We start from the raw sequence: 19613 nt of genomic DNA, 5'->3' as shown, positions 1-19613 counted from the left end.
AACCAACTTATTCCTCTAATGTATCCTGTTACCCCTACTCAAATTTTACTCGAACAAGTACGCGTTCGCCTTCACTCCTGAAGCATCATTTCGACCAGAACAGCATCCACCCCGATCTTTTTCACCTGTTGCCAAGGAATGATCAGGTCACGCCCCCACCGGAACAAGCCTAAATACCGCCTCCCCTTCCGGACCACCAGTGCGGTTACGCTTCCTTTCTCGTCGATATGCAGGTCAACGACCGGCCCGAGACGGCGCCCGTCAACAATATTGATAAAATCTCGCCGTGCGAGTTCAGAAGCTTTAAACAAAACGCCCACCTCCCCTTTACCGGTATGCAGGCAGGGGAGAAATGGTTACGTGCGCGCCGTAGAGGCTTCGAAAAGCCGGGAGCATCCCGCCTTTACGCCGCCGGAAGTTTTAGTTCCCGCCGCACCGCTTCGTGAAGGGCAGCAACCGCCTCAGGTGTGGCTGCCTCAGCGTAAACGCGAAAGACAGGCTCAGTACCGGATGCCCGGACCAAGAACCAGGCACCATTCGCCAGTTCAAGCTTAACGCCGTCAGTTGTCGTGCGTTTGACCACCGCCGCGCCGGTAAACTCTGCCGGGCAAAAGTCTCTCAGGAGACGGAGGATGCGCTCCTTTTCTTCCGGTGTAGTATGGTAGTCAACCCGTGTGCTTACCACGCGGCCGAAGCGGGTACCGAGGTCGGCCAGTAAAGCGCCCAACGATTTGCCGTGGGTAGCAACAATCTCTGCGGTCAGAAGGCCCGCCAAAATCCCGTCTTTCTCCGGAACATGACCGCGGATCGAAAGCCCGCCGCTCTCTTCCCCGCCGCAGACACAACCGTGCTCGCGCAGGTAGGCGCCGATATACTTGAACCCTACCGGCGTCTCGTAAGTAACTTCCCCGTATGCCGCTGCGATCCGGTCAACGAGGTGCGTAGTCGCCACCGTCCGCACCACAGGACCCCGCCAGCCCCGCTTTTCGAGCAGGTGGTGATAGACAAGCGACAGAATCTGGTTGGGTGAAATAAAGGTGCCGTCGGCGTCAATAACGCCCAGGCGGTCAGCATCGCCGTCCAAGGCAAGCCCTAGGTGCGCCTCCTTGGCAAGTACCAGCCCCCGTAGCTCCCCCAGACGGGCCGCGACCGGGTCCGGCAAGCCGCCGCCAAAAAGGGGGTCCCGCTGGTTATGAAGCGTGGTCACCGTTGCCCCCAACTGTTCCAGGAGCGCCTCGAGATAGCCGATGCCCGCCCCGTACATCGGGTCTACAACGACTTTTAAGCCCGCCCGGCGGATCGCTTCCCCGTTAACCAACCGCAAGAGATGACGAAAGTAGTCCTCGCGCGGCGCGAGCGGCTGCTGCGGGGCCGGGGATACCATTGGTGGAGCAACCGGTTCGGCCAGAAAGCCCTCGATGCGGCGGGTGATGTCGGGCAGGGCCGGGCCCGCATATTCGGGAATAAACTTTATCCCGCAGTACTCCGGCGGGTTGTGGCTTGCCGTAAGCATCACCGCGCCGCCTGCGTTACAGTTTTTAATCGCGAAGGCCGCCACCGGTGTAGGCAACGCCCCTGCCGAAAAAAAGACGGGAATCCCCCAGCGCCGCAGCACGTCGGCTGCAGCCGCCGCAAAACGGTCCGCGAGGAAGCGGTTATCATAGGCGACCACCACTCCTCGCGCCGCAAGCCCCGCTTCCCGCAGGTAGGCCGCAATCGCCGCCGCCACCTTTTCCACATTTGCAAAAGTGAAATCGCGGGCGATTATCCCCCGCCAGCCGTCGGTTCCAAAGCTAATCTTTGCCAAACACTTCCCTCCCCTCGTAGCTTCCAGGAATTTTCAAGCGAAATTCGACCCCGGCAGTAAAAAATCCTGCTCCTAACTAACCACAGCCTTCAGGCCCTTACTGCCCCATTTTCCCGGGTAGCTTGTCGCTAATGTCCGTGAGATGCTCGAGCTCGTCCTGCTTCTTATCCATGTATAGCTTACCCTCCGTATCCAGCCCCGCGTAGAGCACATCCTTCAGAGAGTAAATCCCCTGTTTTTCTAGCTCTTTGAGCAGCCATTCTTCGGTAAAGGTTGTTTTGCTTGAGGTTCTGTTTAATAATCACCCCGTCAACAACAAGCTCAGAGGGTACCCCTTCATACTTAGTGGGAATGCCTAAATCGGCAGGCGTTACGGGGCGTTTATCTGCCTTCGGTAAGACACTTAAGGACCCGTTCGGCTCCGCAACCGCGAACTCAACGTCGGCGATGTTGAAATACCCCTTCTCCCGTAGCTGCATCATCAGGTCGTCAACATTATACCGCATCCGCCGCATATTCCGCTCGAGGATCTTCCCGTTATGTATGACAACCGTTGGCTCGTCACCTAAAATCTTCCGCGCCGGACGGTACTTGAGGCCCAGCCACTGTGTCGAGATCGTCAGCGTAGTAAAAACAAGTAGCCCCAAAAGATAGTACCAGGGACTCGTCTTGACATCAGTTGCTAAGCTTGCCGCAATAGAACCGATAACGATCCCGTTGACGTAGTCGGAGATGGTCAACTGCCCCACCTGCAACTTTCCCACCAGCCGCGTAATCAGAACCACCCCGGCAAAGGCACCGATAGCCCGGAGCAAAATTTCCAGGAACGGGTTCATAAGCGCACCCCCGCAAGTTTCGTCTCATCGCTATTAAAATTCGCCGCTCCGGAAAGCCTTATACAGAACGTCCGCCGGTAAAAGGGAAACGGCCCTCCAGCGACTGGATCAGGATAAAAATGGTAATAATCAATATAGGTCTGTCAAGGCCGGCAGATGCTTTTATTTCCGGAGGGTAAAAATGCGGCTTCAAGAAAGGCTTATCACGGAGGAACGGATGCTCCGGGCCTATCTGCGCATTCTGCAGCGAAAGCGCGCCCGGGCGAAAAAAAAGCAAAAGAAAAGGGGCCGTCTCGGCTCCCCCGTTAAATTTCTTTAAGGCCTACATCTTCATGGATACCCGTTATAAGATACCACCGGGAGCGCCAAAGGCAGTGTAGGTTTCGCGTAAGCCCGTGAGTAGGTCGTAGCGCGGCGCCCACAAGAGTGCCTCTTGGGCCCGCTCATTGCTCAAGACACTGTGGCGAATATCGCCAGAGCGCGGGGTTCTGTAAACCGGGGCCAATTCTTTCCCGGTAGCCTGCAGGAGTAAGCGCCAGAGGTCGTTTATAGAGGTGGCCTGACCAGTGCTGATATTGAGGACCTCACCGCCACCGCGCGTAAGGGAGGCAACAACCGCCGCCGCTACATCCGCAACGTAAATAAAGTCCCGGGTCTGCCCGCCGTCCCCGTAAATTTCCGGCGGCTCATCCTGCCGGAGCCTGCGGCAAAAAATGGCGACCACACCCCCTTCCCCCGCGCTGTCCTGGCGCGGGCCGTAAACGTTCGCCAAGCGGAGCACCACCCCCTCCATGCCGTAAAGCCGCTGGTAAGTCCAGAGGTAAACTTCGGCGGCGTACTTGGAAGCGCCGTAAGGGGAAAGAGGCCGAAGCGGGTGATCCTCGTCTACCGGGAGGTAGACCGGGTCACCGTAAACGGCGGCTGAAGAGGCGTAGATAACGCGCCGGACCCCGGCTTTTCGCCCGCACTCCAATACGTTTACCGTACCCGTAATGTTAACCGTCGCGTCGAAACACGGGTCCGCAAGCGAGCGCGGCGCCACCGCCTGAGCCGCAAGGTGTACCACCACCTCGGGGCGTTCCACGTGAAACACTTCGGCGAGGGCCGGCGTAGTGATATCGACCTGGTAGAAAGGCACTCCCGGTGGCAGGTTCTCGCGGCAACCGGTACTCAGGTTGTCAACCACAGCGACCACGATACCGGATGATAAAAGGGTCGCCACCACGCGCGACCCGATAAAGCCGGCTCCCCCAGTAACCAGTACGCGCATCATCTCTGCCCCGCAAAAAGATTTTCCAGATAGGCGCGAAAGGCGGGACCCAAGTCTTCCCGCTCTAACGCCATCTCCACCGTTGCCTTGAGGTAACCAAGCTTATCCCCGGCATCGTAACGTTTGCCGCGGAAGGCATAGGCAAAAACCTTATCCTTAAAGGCCAGCACCCGGAGGGCATCGGTGAGCTGAATCTCCCCGCCGGCACCCGGGGGTATCTCGGCCAGGATGTCGAATATCCGGGGGGAGATAATATAGCGGCCGGTGATACCCCACCGGGAAGGCGCCTCCTCTGGCCTCGGTTTTTCAACGAGATCGTGAACCGCAAATACGCGCGGCCTAATTTCTTCCCCGCTAATAACGCCGTAGCGGGAAACCTCCTTCAAGGGCACCCGTTCTACGGCCACGACCGTTGCCTGAACCTCCGCAAAAAGTTCCAGCATCTGCGCGAGGCACGGCTTTTCCTCCCTAACAATATCATCCCCTAAAAGCACCGCGAAGGGCTCATTACCGACAAAAGTCCGCGCGTGAAGGACCGCGTGCCCCAGCCCCCGGGGCTCGCACTGCCGGACGTAGTGGATATTCGCCATCTTCGCAATCTGTCTGATCTCGCGGAGCGATTCCTCCTTCCCGCGCTCCCGCAGGTAGGTCTCAAGCTCAGGGCAGCAGTCAAAGTGGTCCTCTATCGCCCGTTTACCCCGTCCGGTAACGATTAAAATGTCCTTGATCCCGGAATCGACAATCTCTTCCACGATGTACTGGATGATGGGTCGGTCGATTAAAGGTAGCATCTCCTTCGGCTGGGCTTTGGTAGCCGGAAGGAAACGGGTGCCAAGGCCTGCCGCCGGGATCACGGCTTTCCTTACCTTCATGCCACTCCCCCTTCACAGATTTACTACCTGGTTAAAAGCCAACGCCCCGTTCGCCGGCCTTTTCCTTCAAGGCCGGGAACTGGCGTATCCGCCAGCGGTAGCCAACAATACCGCACCGCGTCGCCAAAACAAGGAACCCTATCGCAACCACGAGGAGAAGGATTGCCGCCTGGACCAAGGTGAGGCGGGTAAGCAGAATGGCGCTCAGGCCGAGAATGGCACTCACGGCATAAACGACCAGGACCGCCCCGCGGTGGCTAAGCCCGATAGCTAACAACCGGTGGTGCAGGTGCTCGCGGTCCGGCCGGAAGATATGGCGGCCGTTCTTGTAGCGCCGCAGGATCGCAAAGAGGGTATCTAAGAGCGGTATCCCTAAGATGACGGCCGGGGTGATGAGGGTTACCGCGGTTGCCGTCTTCGCCACGCCGATTATCGCCCCGCAGGATAGGAGAAAGCCGATGAGCATGGCGCCGCAATCGCCCAAAAAAATCCGGGCCGGGTGAAAATTAAAAGGGAGAAAGGCTAACAGGCTCGCGGCCAAGACCAGCGCCGGCAGAACCGCAATCTTGTCGCCGGCAAGCGCGGCCACTGAGGCCAGGGTAAGGGCGCCAATGGCGCCGATGCCGGCGGCCAGCCCGTCAAGCCCGTCAACAAGATTAACCGCGTTGGTCACCGTTACGATCCAGAAAACTGTAAGTGGTACGCCCCAGAAGCCAAGATGGAGCAAAAGTCCCTTATGCAGAGGATGGGTAACAAAAACGATGCCGATGCCGAAAGGGAGAACCGCAAGGGCGGATAGAATCTGCCCGGCAAGCTTTAACCGGGGGCTCAAGCCTCGCGCGTCATCAACCATGCCAAGGAGAAAAACAAGCGTCCCCCCGACCAAAAGACCAAGGTAGCGTGAAGACAGCCCTTCAACCAGCGCCAACAGAAAAAACCCCGCGAGGAAACCAAGATAAACCGCCAAACCGCCGAGGCGGGGCGTGGGGTGGGAATGGATTTTGCGCCCACCGGGTTCATCAATAGCCCCTATCCGCTGCGCCAGACGTACCGCCACCGGAACCGTCAGACCCGTAACCGCAGCTGCCGTTACCGGCACGAAAAGCGAGTAGTGCAACGTTTCTCTCCCCCCAAAAAGTTGCTGCGTTTTGCCGCTCTATTCCCGCGGCGCGAGCAACCTTTCACCTGCAGCGAAGATTAGCTCCGCTTCCGCCGCAAGCTCTTCGTCCACCCAGGCACGCCCCCTCGCCTTACCCACTGCCGCCTTCAACTTCAAAATCTCTACCTCGAGGCGGAGGGTGTCTCCCGGAAGTACGGGACGCTTAAAACGCGCCCCGTCAATCCTCGCAAAAAGCGGAACCCGGCCTCGGTAAGCTTCCAGGGTAAGTACCGCCACCGCGGCAACCTGGGCTAGCGCTTCGATAATAAGCACCCCCGGCATTACCGGACGCCCCGGGAAGTGCCCCGGGAAAAAAAACTCGTTAGCGGTTACGTTTTTAATACCTACCGCGCGCTTCCCCGGTTCGAGCTCGGTAATCCGGTCGACGAAAAGAAAAGGATAACGGTGGGGCAGAACCGCCTCGATTTCTCTTAACTCCAAGGTAGACCCCCCTACTGGCCGTTATAGGCCGTACCCGTATACCGTAGTTGCCGTCCCGGCCCCAGACGTGCCCGCCGCGGGTGGCGTCCCGCTCGTTTGGGCGGGAGTCGGTGCGGTATTCGCCGGAAGCTGCTCCTCGCTGGATCCAGGTACGATCACTACTTCCGGCGCCGTTACCGTGCCGTAAGCTTCCCCCGTCACCGCCCCGTAACTGTCATTAGGGATCGTATTTCCTGTATGTCCCCACGCTGGCCGTGTTTTCTTCTTCGGTCTTACCGCCTGCGTGATAATAACACCAGAAGACGTCTCCCTAACAAACTGCGCGATTGGTTCCCCACTCAAGAGCTGAGCTACCGCTCTTTTCGCTTCTTCCGGGTCTACATGCCAGTACGGATCACCGGCAAAACAGCCCGGAAGTATACCACTCACTACCGTAACCTCTTCCATTTCCCGCGCCATCCGCGCCAGAGCGAGCATCTGGTCAAACGGTAGGTTGGTGTAGATGCAATCCTTGATCTTCGGGATTAGAACCGGCAGGCGGACAAGGTTGCGCGGCTTCATCATCTCCTCCACCACCGCGCGCAGGAACTTCTGCTGCCGCTGCACCCGGCTGATATCCCCAAGCGTGTCGCTCCGGTAGCGGACGTACATCAACGCCTTCCTGCCGTCGAGCCGCTGTACCCCTTTATGGAGGTTGATTGTAAACCGCCCGCCCTTTTCCGGGTCGTAATGGTACATATTCTTTTCCACGTCAAGTGTAATCCCGCCCAAGGCGTCAACCAGAGCGACAAACCCCTCGTAATTGGTAACAAGGTAGTAATCGACCGGCTGACCAATCAGATCAGAAACCACCTGCGTGGTAAGCTCTGGTCCGCCGTAGAACATTGCCGCGTTGATCCGGTCCCGACCGTGGTCCGGAATATCGACCAAGGTATCGCGCGGTATTGAGAGAAGAGCCAGTTGCTTCTTTTCCGGGTCAGCGCTTACAAAAATAATCGAATCGCTTCGAGCACGGGTTTCACCGTTACGGGCGTCTGAGCCGAGCAGGAGAAAATTAAGGCGTTGCCCGGCTGCTTTCGCCTGACCGCTGTGTCCCCCACCAAAACCTCCCTTACCTGAACCGGTAGAATAACTTATCGCTGCGTACCCGATCCCAGCCATTAGGCAGAACACCAAAACGGCTATTCCCAAGCAGCGGGGCCGCCGCCATTTTTTTATTCCCGCTTTGTTTCGAACCACAATTTCTCCCCCAAAAAAACTCATTGACGATCTCTGTCTTTACCCTTTAAATTATAAAAGGTAAGCTCCAAAAGGAGGCCTTTTATGCGACTGTTAGATGAAAAAGGCAAAATTTTCGGTTTTGTCAACGTTATCGACGCCATCGTAATCCTCGTCGTGTTCCTAATTCTCGCGGGGGCAGTGTATAAACTTCTCCTCCCGAAAACCTATACGCCCCCTACACGGGTTCAGTTCGTCGTTCGCGTCCCCGCCCTGCCGCCCGAAAGCGCCCGCATGGTTAAGGTCGGCGACCGGATAGTTGCCGGCGCCAGCTACGTTCCGGTAACGGTCAAGCGCGTAGATGTCGAACCAGCCTTCTCCACCGAAACAGATGCCGCTGGGCGGAAAGTTGCGGCTCGCGACCCCTATTTCAAAGATCTAGTAGTTACCCTTGAGGGAAGTATCCCCATCACTACCGCCCAGATCAAGCTCGGTAACCAAGGAATCCGGGCGGGGCGGGAGTACTTCCTTAAGTCGCTTACCTATGAATTTAAAGGCACTATCATTAAAGTAACACTAATTCCTTCCCAGGACAAGCCGGCGCCGTAAAATTTTTACGTTTTACCCGCTTTTAGTCATTTACTGTCGTTTAGAAGCAAGCCTGTATCTAAAGCGGTACAATCCGCACCGGCAGTTCCCGCGTTGCAACGTGCGGGTAAGCGTTTTTCGTATCCACGACAAAGGGACCAGTGCCATCCAGAAAACGGGCGAAAACCGCCGGGTCTTCAGGTAACAAGCCCTGCTGTCGCGCTAAAATAACGGCTCCGTGCGCTCCGTCGAGCGCTTTTTCCAACGCGTCAACTTGGAACGGAAAGGTCAACGGGACGACCGGGTCGTAAGCACGCACCGTCACCCCGCTTTCTTGTAATGCCTCCGCTACTTTGACCGCGGGGGAAAAACGGCAGTCGCTGGAATAGTCCTTCATCGCCAGGCCCAGCACCGCCACCCGCGCCTGCGCCGGCGGCACGGGGAGGAGCCGGAGAACCATATCCGCCACCCGCCGGGGCATCGCGTCATTCACCCGGCGCGCCGCCGCCATAAGTTCTAGCTGTAAGCCAGCCTTATGAGCAGCGGGGGCCAAATAATAATAGGCGTTCGGGAGGCAGTAACCGCCCACGCCGGGCCCCGGTTGCAACAGCTTCACCCGCTTATGGGTATTAGCCAGCCGCACCACCTCAAAGACGTTGAGCCCCAAAGCCTGGGTAACCGCACTTAACTCGTTTACCAAGGCAATATTCACGTCCCGGGAAATGTTTTCGACAAGCTTGGCGATCTCAGCCGCCTCAAAGGAAGATGCCGGGATGATTTCCGCGCGGGTGATGAGACCGATTAGCTCCGCCGCCGCTGCTAAACTCTCCTGGTCAATGCCACTTACCACTACCGGCATCGTGACAAATTCTTCGAAAGCCCGGCCTTCTGCGATCCGCTCCGGCGCGTAACCCAGGTAAAAGTCACGGCCTGCTTGAAGCCCGCTCCTTTCCAGAACCGGCTTCACAACCTCCCGCATCATGCCCGGAACAAGGGTGCTCCGTACCAGTACAAGGTCCCCCGGTTTAAGCCCCTGCGCGATACTCTCCAGGCAGGCTACAAGCGGCCCGGGGTCGGGTTGCCCGGCTACCACCGGGAGCCCCACCGTAACGATGATATCCCGGACATTTTCGAGTGCCTCCTGGGGATTAGTGGTGGCTTTGAAAGAGCCCCTGGCTAATTCCCGCCGGAGAATCTCCTGGATGGGGATGCCTCTGTACCGCTCCTGGTGGTAGGTGATACCGCTATTAATCTCTTCGACCAAGGCGGCATTCACATCCACCCCGGTCACTTTGCAGTTGGCGAGTGTAAAACAGAGCGAGAGGGGCAGGCCCACGAACCCCAGCCCAAAGACAGCAACTTCTTTGAAATACTGCGCCGACAACTCAATTCCGCTCCTTTTCTACAAGTGCTTCCACGATTTTTTCTTCCATGAAGGCCACCCGCGCTTCCCAGGAGTGCTCCTGGACCCGCAGCAGCCGCTCTCTTTGCCGCGCCTCGTTTTCCAGAGTGAGCGTTTCCTCCACGGCCCGTACAAATCCTGGTCCGTCCTTCGCTACCGCCACAATATCGGCGAACTCCCGGACCGCCGGCATATCCGTGCTTACCACCGGGCGCCCGGAGGCGAGGTATTCGTAAAATTTGAGCGGGCTTACGTTCGCCGTCAGAGCGCTCGGCCGAAAAACGTTAAGGCAGACATCGCAGCCCTTGAGATAATTCGGCAGCACCTCTTTTGGCTTTCTCCCGAGCAAAAAAACGTTAGGCATCTGGTCGAGCCCGTGCAGTTGGATACCGGGCGCCACGGGACCGATAAGGATCAGGGACCAGCCCGGCCGCTCCCGCGCCATGTAAGCAAGGAGCGCGGTGTCCACCCATTCCTGGATGACGCCTACAAAGCAGAGCCGGGGCCGTGGCAAGCGTTCAATTTCTGCGGGCACCACCGTTGCCGGTGCCGTTGCCTTATTGAAATGCGCCACATCGGCCGCATTCGGAAGGTAATAAATGCGCCGGGCGTACACCTGCCGCCGTTCGTAAAGACCGGGCGCGGTAACGAAAGTGACGTCGGTGCGCTGGAGAAGCTCCTTTTCTTGCTCCCAGACCGCTTCTTCCCGCACCAGTCCCTTATACGCCCCGTGTTCGTCGACACAGTCGTAAACGAGGAGTTTATGCTCGACCAAGCGGGCCAGAGTAGCGGTTCCCGGCAGGTAAGTCCAAAGAATAGGCCGCCTCATCCCAAGCTGCCGGACGGCACGCCGCAGCCAGAAGGCCAGCCAGTACTGGTTCGCCCTGGCCACCGGTGGGTAAAGATTGCCGCAGGGGAGAACGACCGGCGGGTGAAAGAGAAAAATATTTGGCCGTGGCTGTCCGGCAAACCAGCCCCACGGACGCCACTTGCGCCAGAATGAAGGGTCTTTCAAAGGCGAAAGAAGCGTCCCCGGCGGCTCAACGTAAAGTATCCGGTTCGAAGGGTCGAGCCGCGACATAATTTGTTGCTTCCGCGTCCAGATTGGCTCCCAGTCAACCGAAGAAATACAGACGATTTCCTGGTTTCTTAGCCGCGCCATCAGGATTCCAGAACCCTCCGGTAAACTGCCAGCGTTCCCTCCGCCATCCGCCGGGCGGAAAATTTACGTTTTACAAGCTCCCGCCCGCGAGCAGCCATCGCCCGCGCCGTGGCAGGATCATCCAGCACCCGGCAGATGCCTGCCGCAAGCGCCCCAACATCTGCCGGCGGCACCAAGATGCCCGTCTCCCCTTCCTGGATCACTTCCGGTAGCCCCCCTACCCGGGTAGCCACAACAGGCGTCCCGCTTAGAAAGGCTTCCAAAACGGTAAGGGGTAGCCCCTCTGAAAGAGAAGAGAGTACAAGAAGGGAGAACTCACTATAGTGCTCCCGGATGTCTTTAAGAAAACCTGTGAATAAGACCTTTCCCGCTAACCCCAGTTTCGCCACCAGGTCTTCAAGGTTATTACGTTCGGGCCCCGCACCAATGACCAAAAAGCGCGCCTGCGGGTAACGCTTCAGGACTTCCGCGGCCGCGGCGATAAAATAATGGTGCCCCTTTACCCGGTGGAGTCGCCCTACTGCTGCAACCAGCGGCACGTCCCCGGGTATTGAAAAGCGCGCCCTTAATGGCGCTGGGACGCGCACATCGCCGTTGACCGGAGCGATACCGTTGTAAACCACACTCACCTTCTCGCGGGGCACCCCCTCCCTCTCTATGGCGGCAGCTAGGTACGCCGAAACAGCGATGAAATGGTCCGTTAAGCCCCGCGTAGACCGCTCACAAAGCGCGTTCAATAGCCGGCTTACCGGATGCGGGTAATCAAGAGAAAGAAGGCTGTGCACTGTAGAAACCACCGGTAAACCAGCTCCGCGCGCCGCCAGGCGCCCTAAAAAATTGGCCCGTACACCGTGCGTATGTAGGATATCGTAGCCTAAAAGGATGCTACGCAGCTTCCTGACGATGGTAAGGTCGAGCTTGCTGCGCATCGGCAGGACAGTTACCTTCATTCCCTCCTCCCGCGCCAAGGGCGCAAAAGGCACCGCGAAGAGACAGGCCGCATCAAGAAGAACTTCTCGGGGGTCAGACGCTTTAAAAAGGGTTAAGATGTGCCGTTCGGCACCCCCAAACTCACCCCCCCCGATCAGGTGTAGCACCTTTATCTGCCCCAAAAGACTCTATCCTCCCACAAGCCGGTATCGAGCTGATTCTTAGATACCCAAAAGCCGTAACAACGCTTTTAAGTTAACTTCTTGGCTAGTTTTGTAGCGGTTTACCGTAATTTTTCACGTCTAAGCCAGTGGCCTCGCGTAACCACAAACTTTATAATATCATTTAGCAAAAGAAAAATGGAGGTTTTATTTCTGGTAAGCGTGTCAGACCTCACCGCTACAAGTATTCTCTGTCGGTTCCTCCGTAAAATCCGGGCGGCATGGGCACACAGCCGCATCTACCGGTGGTTGCGCAGTGAACCCTTTTGGCTTGGCGCCGGACCCTCTTCACTTATCGATAGCTTTCTGTTAGCCCTGTACCGCCCGGTGCAGCCCCTGGTAGCAGCGGGCCGCGTAGCCGTCCGGGAGAGCCGCTTACTCGCTCTGACCGCAGAAAAAGCTTGGCTACTACTCTTTATGATTACTGCATACCCCCTGATCGATTTTGCTCTGCGTCGCGGCGGCGATCCCGGTGGCCTAGCGGGCGGCTGCTGGGATGAGATTCTTCTCTTCCTAGGGCTCCTCCTCATAGCAGGGCGCCTCTTTTACCGCGGGATTGGCGCTTGGCGCCCCTCCGAGCTCGGGCTGCCGCTCTATCTTTTTTACGGTATCTTCATTTTCCTCGCCCTCGTCCGCTCGCCCGAAACTGGCGTTGCCGCCGAGGGAGCCCGCGTCTACCTGGAATACCTTCTCTGGTTCTTCGTAGCTCTTAACCTCCCGGACAGAACCGGTCAGGTCAAAACCCTTACCGCCTTTTTCGTCGCCACTTGTACCGCCGTTGCGCTTTACGGCATCGGGCAGTACATCGCCGGCGTCCCCGTACCGCAGAGCTGGATCGACCAGGCGGAGGCGGGCGTCCGCACCCGCGCTTTCTCGGTTATCGGAAGTCCCAACGTGCTGGGCTCCTTCCTCGCGTTAGCCTTACCGCTGGCGGTCGCTGGTTTTCTTACCGCCGGCTCCCGGATTTCTCGCGCTAGTTACGCCGTAGCCAGCACCGTTATCGCCATCTGTTTCCTCGTAACCTTTTCGCGCGGTGCCTGGCTCGCCGCCTTCCTCGGGCTTGTGCTCTTCGCAGCCATGACGCGGCCTATGCTGCTCGCATTCTTGATTACAGCCGCGTTCGCCGCACCGGCAGTCTCCCCAGGCATTGCTGGACGTCTTCTCTACCTTTTCTCCTCCGGCTACCTCGTCTCCAGCCAGCGCTCCGGGCGCATCGCCCGGTGGCAGGCAGCCCTAGATAAACTCTGGCAGCACCCGCTTACGGGTGAAGGACTCGGCCGTTTTGGCGGTGCCGTTGCCGCGCGCGCCATTCCCGGAAGCTTTTACGTTGACAATTTTTACCTTAAAACAGCGGCCGAAACTGGCTTTATCGGCCTGGGAGCACTTTTCTTCCTACTTGTCTCCGCCTGGCGTGCCGGTTATCGCGCCTGTGCCGCTCTGGTAACTCCCGCGGAGAAAACACTTGCCGTTGCCCTACTTAGCGGTCTCACCGCCGTGCTCCTCCATAATCTCGTAGAAAACATCTTCGAAACGCCGCTGATGAGCACCCTCTTTTGGGTGTTCCTTGGCCTCCTTGTAGCCCTCCCGCGCCTGGCCACGGAGCAGGCGCCAAAATGAGCAACCGCCTTTAAGACCGAGTCGACCCCGACCGAAGCAAAACGCCCCTTAAGATCATCGTAAAACTGCTACCGGGAGATAAGCGCCGCCACCAGGTCGGCATTCTCTTCCGCCAGCACCTTAAGCTCACTTACCTTCGCAGATAGACCGACTGCCATATCCCGCACGCGCAAATCCTGCACCGCCTGCACCAGTTTCTCCGGCGTCACCTCATCGATGCCGACGGTCGGTAAACCCACTGCCGCCATGAAGCGTGCCACTTTCGGGTCGTAACTTAACCCCACAGCAGGCACGCCGGCAAGCGCGGCAAAAATCAAAAAATGGAGCCGCATGCCGATACCCAGGTTAAGCCGGCCGGCAACGGCCATCAGGTCGTGGAAACCTTCGATTTTCAGCAGCCGGGGCACGCCGCCAAGCTCTTTTTGAAGCGCGGTGAGTACCCCGTAATCGTCGGGTTGAAGGGGGAGCAGGACCGCTCGCCAGCCTTCGGCTATTAACCTTGCTACCGCCCGCGCCACCGCGGGCAGCACCCTTTCCACCTGAGGCCAACGGCGTAGCGAGATACCGACCAGCGGTGCCATGCCAATACCCGCAGCGCCCAGCAACTCTTCCCCGCGGGTAGCAGCACCCGCAGGAATGGTAAGCCCGAGTACGGGATCAGCGGTGACGTGAACCGGGCGCCTGACGCCTAAAGAGCGCAGTTCCTGCAAGGAGCCGGGGTCACGCACCGTCACCAGGTCGGCCAGCTCGACTACTTTTTTGACTAAAAGCCGGCTGACCCAGCGGTTAAGCGGCCCAACGCCCTGCCCGTAAAGGCAAATCTTCTTCCCCCGCAACCAAGCCATAAGGATGATCGCCGCGTAATAAAAAACGCTCCGGGGGCTAGTCACGTCCTGAAAGAGGCTCCCCCCACCGCTTAAGAGGAGGTCGGCATCCCTGAGCTCCCGCCAAATAAGCGCAAAATCCCGGCGGTCGATAGCCCGCACCCCAAAATCCCGCGCCGTCGCGGCAGGCTGCTGTGACAAGACTACTAGCTCAACAGCGGGTATCCGCCTGCGGAGCTGCGTCACGATAGCGAAAAGCATCGCCTCGTCACCGCAGTTCCCAAAACCGTAATACCCTGAGATAACCACCTTGGGCACCTTGCTACCCCTTTGCGCCGTCCCTACCAGCCGCCGCAGCGTCGTTTTCCGCCGCCGGAGGAACCGTTCACGGCTCAAGGATTTCCCCTCGCCGCCCGGAGAACAAGCAGGGCGAAACGCGGTAGGACAAGCATCCTGCGCCAGCGGCGCGGCTCGTAAAAAAGGCGGCCGAGCCATTCTAAGCCCCAGCGCCGCATCCACGCTGGCGCCCGCTTGGTCCGGCCGCTCAACACGTCAAAACTCCCACCAACACCCATCGCCACAACGTTTTTGAGTTCTTGGCGGTACTTGTAAATCCAACGTTCCTGCTTGGGTGCACCCAGCCCCACAAATAAAAGCTGCGGGGTTGCCGCTTTAATCTTTTCCAAAACCATAGCCTCTTCGCTTGCAGCAAAATAGCCGTGGTGCTCTCCCGCAACCACAAGCCCTGGGTACTGTTCCCTTAAGCGGCCGGCTGCAGCAGCCGCCACCCCGGGCTGTCCCCCCAAAAAGAAGACCCGCCACCCCTCTGCCGCCGCCCGGTCGCAGAGAGCCACGAGCAGGTCGATACCGGTAACCCGCTCCGGCAGGCTATAGCCGTAGACTGAAGCCGCCCAGAGAATACCGACTCCATCCGCCGTAACTAGGCAAGCCTCACGGGCGATTGCCAGGAGGTCGGGCTCTTTTTGGGCCCGGTAAAGGTATTCTGGGTTGAGCGTCACCACCTGATGCGTTCCGCGGCGGGCGATCAGTTCACTTACCCGCGCAACGGCTCCGGCCACGGTAACAGCGTCAACCGGAACGCCAAGAATTTCTACCCGCTGCGTCATAGATTATATTTTTCGGCACGAATTGGGGCCCTTCCTGCCACACCCCGTTTTAAACTCCTTTTTCCCTGGACCCGAAGACCACTGTAATACCTACACCTCCGGAACTACTACAGGAGACCCCCCGGCATCGCCGCTACCCAACGCCGCCTCCGCCTCTCGACGCGCAAGATCGATACGGCCCTTGGTAAAAACAAAGGCCAGCGGTAGAGCTAAAAGGGCTATAATAGTAGCCACGAGAAAGGCATCCCCCACCGCCAGTGTAGCCGCCTGCTTTTGTATCGCCCCCTGCAACAAACCTTCCGTAGCCGGCCGCACCGCCCCCGGGCCCAAAACCGTTCCCACCTTACCCGCCACCTGCGCGTAATAAAAGTAGCCCAACGGCGCCAGATGGCTTACCCCCTCTGTTAGCCGCTCGCTGTGAAAAACCAGCCGGTTTTCAAAGACGTAGGTGACCAAGGAAATCCCGAAAGATGCCGCTACCTGCCGGATTACATTCATTAAAGCCGAGGCCTGTCCGGTAAAACGCGTAGGTACAGCATTCATTCCTGCCGTCATCAAGGGCATCATCGCCAAGCCCAGGCCGAGACCGCGGATAGAAAGCAGGAGTTGCAAATACGGCACCGGCATATCTACCGTGACGTGGCGCAAGATGTACGTAGTAAGCGAAATGAGCGAGAGGCCCAAAATTCCAGGGAGAGCCGCCCCCACCCGATCGAAAAGTTTCCCGGCCAGAGGCATCATCAACCCGCTAGCCAAAGCGGCTGGCATCAGAATCAAGCCCGTCTGCATCGGGGAGTAGCCCTGAACCCGCTGCGTGAAGAGAGGGGTGAGAAAAACACCTAAAAAAAGGGCTACCGAGACAAGGCTCGAAGTAAATAAGGCTAGCGAGAAAATCCCGTTCCGCAAAAGGCGCACGTCGATCACCGGCTCCGGAACACTCAGCTCCCAGAAAAAGAGAAGCAGAAAACCAAAAGAGGCTGCTACCAAAAGGGTAACCGTACTCTGCGCGCTCCATCCCCAATCCTGCCCTTTGTCCAGGGCAAGGAGAAGCAGGAAGCAGGAGACTGAGCTCAAGAACAGCCCCAAAACATCTAATTTCCGGTCGGTGATCCGTTCCGCCTCGGTCAAGAAAAAGGTCGAAATCAGGATGGTTAAAAGACCTACCGGGAGATTGATATAAAAGATCAACCGCCAGGAAAAATTATCCACCAAGTAACCACCAAGCGTTGGGCCAATCGCTGGAGCAAGGGTCATGGTTACACCCCAAAGGCTCATCGCCAAGCCGATCTTCTCGCGGGGCCAAATCTGGTAAACAATCGTCATGCTCAGCGGAATTACCATCCCCCCGCCGATAGCTTGAATCGCCCGCGCCACGATAAGCGAGTTCACGTTCCATGCCAGGCCACAAAGTATTGAGCTTAGGGTGAAAAGGCCGATGCAAAAAAGATACATCCGCTTGTAACCGAACCGGTCGCCCAAATAACCTGTAGCGGGGATCACCATCCCCCCAACTAAGAGGTAAGCTGTTAGTACCCACTGTATTTGGCTGGTGGTAACGTTAAAGACCGCCATCATCCGCGGGAGCGCTACGTTAACGATGGTTGCGTCTAGTATTCCCATAAAGGTTCCTAAAATAAGGCCGAAAAGGGCCATCAGTGGAAGGGGCTCCGCCCCGGGCCCTACTCCTCTTAGCAAATCCTCCCCTCCTTCCGGACCAACGCACGACTTAAAGAACTCAATCCCGCAGGTGAATCGATACTACCGCGCTCTGCCCCACCCGGAACGGCGCACCAGAGCCATCTTCGATCGCGATTTTCACCGGAACCCGCTGCGCTACCTTGATGAAGCTCCCGCTCGTACTTCTAGTTGGGAGAAGCGAGAAAGTAGAGGCCACAGCCTCCTGAACCGCAACCACCCGGCCCTGAAAGACCCGGCCAGGAATGGCGTCAACCGTAAAAGTGACGCGCTGGCCACATTTGACTTTATCAATCTTCTTTTCCTCCACGTTAGCGGTGAGGAAAAGACCCTCCGGGTCCACCAGCATCACTACCGGCTGTCCCGCCCCCACCACTTCACCTGGTTGGCTTAAAACCTTTAAGATAACGCCGCTGACCGGAGCTTTAACCAGGGTGAGCTCCGGGCTACCGCCGGGAGGGAGAGCGGCATCGTCAACACGCGCTAGGAGCGTACCGCTATCAACCCGATCGCCCTCTTTAACGTTTACCTCTACCAACTCTCCGGCAACCTGGGGTCCCAACTTAAAAACCGTGCCATCGATGTAAGCATCTTCGGTGCGGACAAAATAGGTGTTCGTGTACCAGTAGTAAAAGGTAACGCCCGCCAAGGAAAAAATCATCAGGAAAAGGACCGCAAAAAACGCCTTTTTGGTACGCGCCAAAGTAAGTCCCCCCAATCCCTCCTAAATTTAACGAAACGCTACGCCTTAGAAGCAGATTTTTCCTGAAGCGAAAAATTTACGGTAGCAAACATCCCAGGCTTAAGCAGGTGGTCGGGATTCTTTAACGCTACTTTTACGTTAAAAGACTTGGTTCGGGGGTCCGCAGCAGGGCTTATACGGGTTATCTCGCTCGTAAACGGTGTAGCCCGAACCGCTTCTACCCAAACTTTTACTTTTTGACCAACCCGTAACCGGCTAACCACCCGTTCCGGAACGTCTACCTCAACGTAAACGGTATCGATGTTCACCAAAGTTAGCGCCGGTACTTGCGGCGAGGCGAGCTCCCCCGGGTCCACGTTCCGTACCGCAACAATCCCGTTAAGTGGCGCCACGACTTGGGTGTTAGCCAAGTTAGTTTTTGCCGCCGCTAAGGCCGCCCGCGCCTGTTCCACCTGGGCCGGCGCTACCCTTTCTTTCTGGTCAACCGCCTGTCGGTAGGCTGCTTCGGCTGTCTTTAAAGCCCCTACAGCATTTACATACGGCTGCTCAAACCGGTTCTCGAAATCGGCCGAGGAGATCGCCTCTTCTGCCAAGAGCGCTTTCCCCCGCTCGTAATTAGCCAGCGCCAACCGGTAATTCTCCTGCGCTTGGCTAAGCATCGCCTGGGCCCGCTCTGCCCCGAGAGCCGCTTGGTTGAGCCCCGCTTCGGCAACCTTTACCGCCGCCGCCGCTTGGCGCACTGCTGCCTCGATCTCTGCCGCATCAAGCCGTAGTACTACCTGCCCAGCCCGAACCGTATCACCTACGTCCACCGCAACCGCAGCTACCTTTCCGGGAATCTTGGGAGCCAGCGTTACCTCCTCCCCGGCTACCACCTTACCCGCAAAAACTCGCCCGTAATCCAGAGAGATCACTGTTTGCGGCGCCTTTTTTGCTGGTTTTACCGTTTCCGTCCGGTCCCTGCTGCACCCCGCATTACCCCCTAACAGGCTAACGCCGCAAAGAATTACAACTACCCACCACTGTACCTTTAGCAGCAACCTGTTCAGGGAAAATACACCTTCCCGTTTCATTTCCGCTCCTCCCCTTCCCATCCTTCCTCCGTAAGCTTTGCCCGGACCTGGTCCATAATACCGATTAGCGTTTCTATTTCTTTGTCGCCAAGGCCCCCGAAGTAGCGGCTAAAAACCTCGCCGCGCACCACCTCTACTGCTGCAAGGACCTTTTTCCCCTCCGGCGACAGCGCCAGCCATACCACGCGCCGGTCCCGCTCGTCCCGCTGCCGGGTAACCCACCCTACACGCACGAGCTTCTTGGCCAGCGCCGTTACCGCCGCCAGCGTCACCCCAAGGTCAAGCGCCACTTCTGAAACAGTTGCTCGCCCACGTTCCTCTACCGCCCGTAAGAAATAGTACGCCCCGCCGCCTGCGGCAGCCAGAAGCGGGATGCGCCTCCCCGCCGCCGTTTCGGAAGACCATTCCCCACTGTCACCGGTCCTAGCGAGCAGTGCCTTATACAGGCGCCGGGCAAAAAGCCGCATCACTTCTTCCATCATCTCCCGACACCGTTTTAAATCTCCCATTACGTCCCTCCCATAATAATTAAACTATTTAACTAGTTTTTTATACCAAAAAGCTAACTGGTGCGTCAAGAAAAACGCCTCGAAAAAGATGCGTATTTACAGTACTGATTTCACTGCAAAAACCCCTGTTAAAGTTGGCGAACTTGAGCGAAAAGCCGC

General features: G+C 57.7%; 20 protein-coding genes. 2 read left to right on the top strand and 18 right to left on the bottom strand.

Features of this window, described 5'->3' with window-relative positions; translation table 11 throughout:
• Window positions 1-71: 71 nt before the first annotated feature.
• The 9 genes from ACUVTA_RS03060 to ACUVTA_RS03020 form a co-directional block, all read right to left on the bottom strand.
• Window positions 72-311, bottom strand: coding sequence for a YlmC/YmxH family sporulation protein (locus tag ACUVTA_RS03060; RefSeq protein ID WP_445951511.1), 240 nt, complete (start codon window positions 309-311; stop codon window positions 72-74).
• Between the two features lie 92 nt (window positions 312-403).
• Window positions 404-1807 (bottom strand): phosphoglucomutase/phosphomannomutase family protein, encoded by a 1404-nt coding sequence (locus ACUVTA_RS03055; RefSeq protein WP_445951510.1) that lies wholly within the window; start codon window positions 1805-1807, stop codon window positions 404-406.
• Between the two features lie 97 nt (window positions 1808-1904).
• On the bottom strand, window positions 1905-2036 hold the full coding sequence (locus ACUVTA_RS03050) for a hypothetical protein (RefSeq protein ID WP_445951512.1): 132 nt from the start codon (window positions 2034-2036) through the stop codon (window positions 1905-1907).
• The gene (locus ACUVTA_RS03045; protein ID WP_445951509.1) at window positions 1987-2643 is read right to left on the bottom strand and encodes a DUF421 domain-containing protein; all 657 of its coding nucleotides are present in this window, start codon (window positions 2641-2643) and stop codon (window positions 1987-1989) included. The genes ACUVTA_RS03050 and ACUVTA_RS03045 overlap by 50 nt, the downstream gene beginning before the upstream one ends.
• A 343-nt stretch (window positions 2644-2986) precedes the next feature.
• Window positions 2987-3916 carry an NAD-dependent epimerase/dehydratase family protein gene (locus tag ACUVTA_RS03040; protein ID WP_445951508.1) on the bottom strand — a complete coding sequence of 310 codons (930 nt, stop codon included), beginning with the start codon at window positions 3914-3916 and terminating at the stop codon, window positions 2987-2989.
• Window positions 3913-4785, bottom strand: a complete 873-nt coding sequence (gene galU, locus ACUVTA_RS03035; protein ID WP_445951507.1) for a UTP--glucose-1-phosphate uridylyltransferase GalU — start codon at window positions 4783-4785, stop codon at window positions 3913-3915. Before galU ends, ACUVTA_RS03040 begins: the two co-directional genes overlap by 4 nt.
• Before the next feature lie 31 nt (window positions 4786-4816).
• The gene (locus tag ACUVTA_RS03030; protein WP_445951506.1) at window positions 4817-5902 is read right to left on the bottom strand and encodes an MraY family glycosyltransferase; all 1086 of its coding nucleotides are present in this window, start codon (window positions 5900-5902) and stop codon (window positions 4817-4819) included.
• A 39-nt stretch (window positions 5903-5941) separates the two neighbouring features.
• Window positions 5942-6385, bottom strand: coding sequence for a 3-hydroxyacyl-ACP dehydratase FabZ (fabZ, locus tag ACUVTA_RS03025; RefSeq protein WP_445951505.1), 444 nt, complete (start codon window positions 6383-6385; stop codon window positions 5942-5944).
• Window positions 6386-6406: 21 nt separating this feature from the next.
• Window positions 6407-7546 carry an LCP family protein gene (locus ACUVTA_RS03020; protein WP_445951504.1) on the bottom strand — a complete coding sequence of 380 codons (1140 nt, stop codon included), beginning with the start codon at window positions 7544-7546 and terminating at the stop codon, window positions 6407-6409.
• A 162-nt stretch (window positions 7547-7708) separates the two neighbouring features.
• On the opposite strand from ACUVTA_RS03020, the gene ACUVTA_RS03015 reads away from it, so the two are divergent.
• Complete coding sequence (locus ACUVTA_RS03015) at window positions 7709-8212, top strand: DUF4330 domain-containing protein (RefSeq protein WP_445951503.1); 504 nt, start codon at window positions 7709-7711, stop codon at window positions 8210-8212.
• Window positions 8213-8270: 58 nt separating this feature from the next.
• On the opposite strand, the gene ACUVTA_RS03010 is transcribed toward ACUVTA_RS03015, so the two are convergent.
• From ACUVTA_RS03010 to ACUVTA_RS03000, 3 genes are read right to left on the bottom strand one after another with little or no spacing between them, the layout of a single operon-like run.
• Window positions 8271-9575 (bottom strand): nucleotide sugar dehydrogenase, encoded by a 1305-nt coding sequence (locus ACUVTA_RS03010; RefSeq protein ID WP_445951502.1) that lies wholly within the window; start codon window positions 9573-9575, stop codon window positions 8271-8273.
• 1 nt (window position 9576) lies between these two features.
• Window positions 9577-10755 (bottom strand): glycosyltransferase, encoded by a 1179-nt coding sequence (locus tag ACUVTA_RS03005; protein WP_445951501.1) that lies wholly within the window; start codon window positions 10753-10755, stop codon window positions 9577-9579.
• Window positions 10755-11867, bottom strand: a complete 1113-nt coding sequence (locus ACUVTA_RS03000) for a glycosyltransferase (protein ID WP_445951500.1) — start codon at window positions 11865-11867, stop codon at window positions 10755-10757. Before ACUVTA_RS03000 ends, ACUVTA_RS03005 begins: the two co-directional genes overlap by 1 nt.
• A gap of 177 nt (window positions 11868-12044) precedes the next feature.
• Between ACUVTA_RS03000 and ACUVTA_RS02995 the strand changes: the two genes are divergently transcribed.
• Window positions 12045-13523, top strand: coding sequence for an O-antigen ligase family protein (locus ACUVTA_RS02995; protein WP_445951499.1), 1479 nt, complete (start codon window positions 12045-12047; stop codon window positions 13521-13523).
• A gap of 68 nt (window positions 13524-13591) precedes the next feature.
• Here the strand turns inward: ACUVTA_RS02995 and csaB are convergent, their stop codons facing one another.
• The 6 genes from csaB to ACUVTA_RS02965 form a co-directional block, all read right to left on the bottom strand.
• The gene (gene csaB, locus ACUVTA_RS02990; RefSeq protein WP_445951498.1) at window positions 13592-14743 is read right to left on the bottom strand and encodes a polysaccharide pyruvyl transferase CsaB; all 1152 of its coding nucleotides are present in this window, start codon (window positions 14741-14743) and stop codon (window positions 13592-13594) included.
• Entirely contained in the window at window positions 14740-15474 is a 735-nt protein-coding gene (locus ACUVTA_RS02985; RefSeq protein WP_445951497.1) for a WecB/TagA/CpsF family glycosyltransferase, read from the bottom strand. The genes csaB and ACUVTA_RS02985 overlap by 4 nt, the downstream gene beginning before the upstream one ends.
• 90 nt (window positions 15475-15564) lie before the next feature.
• A complete protein-coding gene (locus ACUVTA_RS02980; protein ID WP_445951496.1) occupies window positions 15565-17169 on the bottom strand; it encodes a DHA2 family efflux MFS transporter permease subunit in 1605 nt (534 codons plus the stop codon).
• Between the two features lie 40 nt (window positions 17170-17209).
• On the bottom strand, window positions 17210-17872 hold the full coding sequence (locus tag ACUVTA_RS02975) for an HlyD family secretion protein (RefSeq protein WP_445951495.1): 663 nt from the start codon (window positions 17870-17872) through the stop codon (window positions 17210-17212).
• Between the two features lie 38 nt (window positions 17873-17910).
• The gene (locus ACUVTA_RS02970) at window positions 17911-18945 is read right to left on the bottom strand and encodes an efflux RND transporter periplasmic adaptor subunit (protein ID WP_445951494.1); all 1035 of its coding nucleotides are present in this window, start codon (window positions 18943-18945) and stop codon (window positions 17911-17913) included.
• Window positions 18942-19454 carry a MarR family winged helix-turn-helix transcriptional regulator gene (locus ACUVTA_RS02965; RefSeq protein ID WP_445951493.1) on the bottom strand — a complete coding sequence of 171 codons (513 nt, stop codon included), beginning with the start codon at window positions 19452-19454 and terminating at the stop codon, window positions 18942-18944. Before ACUVTA_RS02965 ends, ACUVTA_RS02970 begins: the two co-directional genes overlap by 4 nt.
• Between the last annotated feature and the right edge of the window lie 159 nt (window positions 19455-19613).

The sequence above is a fragment of the Thermodesulfitimonas sp. genome, assembly GCF_052743955.1.
Note: the sequence above shows the minus strand (reverse complement) of the source record. Positions and strands in the feature narration are given on the sequence as shown.

What these genes read in the sequence shown, in the direction of transcription:
- ACUVTA_RS02970 (WP_445951494.1), bottom strand. Translation starts at nt 18,945, where the DNA reads ATGAAACGGGAAGGTGTATTTTCCCTGAACAGGTTGCTGCTAAAGGTA.
- ACUVTA_RS03045 (WP_445951509.1), bottom strand. Translation starts at nt 2,643, where the DNA reads ATGAACCCGTTCCTGGAAATTTTGCTCCGGGCTATCGGTGCCTTTGCC.
- ACUVTA_RS02995 (WP_445951499.1), top strand. Translation starts at nt 12,045, where the DNA reads ATGGAGGTTTTATTTCTGGTAAGCGTGTCAGACCTCACCGCTACAAGT.
- ACUVTA_RS03020 (WP_445951504.1), bottom strand. Translation starts at nt 7,546, where the DNA reads ATGGCTGGGATCGGGTACGCAGCGATAAGTTATTCTACCGGTTCAGGT.
- ACUVTA_RS02985 (WP_445951497.1), bottom strand. Translation starts at nt 15,474, where the DNA reads ATGACGCAGCGGGTAGAAATTCTTGGCGTTCCGGTTGACGCTGTTACC.
- ACUVTA_RS03015 (WP_445951503.1), top strand. Translation starts at nt 7,709, where the DNA reads ATGCGACTGTTAGATGAAAAAGGCAAAATTTTCGGTTTTGTCAACGTT.
- galU (WP_445951507.1), bottom strand. Translation starts at nt 4,785, where the DNA reads ATGAAGGTAAGGAAAGCCGTGATCCCGGCGGCAGGCCTTGGCACCCGT.
- ACUVTA_RS03040 (WP_445951508.1), bottom strand. Translation starts at nt 3,916, where the DNA reads ATGATGCGCGTACTGGTTACTGGGGGAGCCGGCTTTATCGGGTCGCGC.
- ACUVTA_RS02965 (WP_445951493.1), bottom strand. Translation starts at nt 19,454, where the DNA reads ATGGGAGATTTAAAACGGTGTCGGGAGATGATGGAAGAAGTGATGCGG.
- ACUVTA_RS03005 (WP_445951501.1), bottom strand. Translation starts at nt 10,755, where the DNA reads ATGGCGCGGCTAAGAAACCAGGAAATCGTCTGTATTTCTTCGGTTGAC.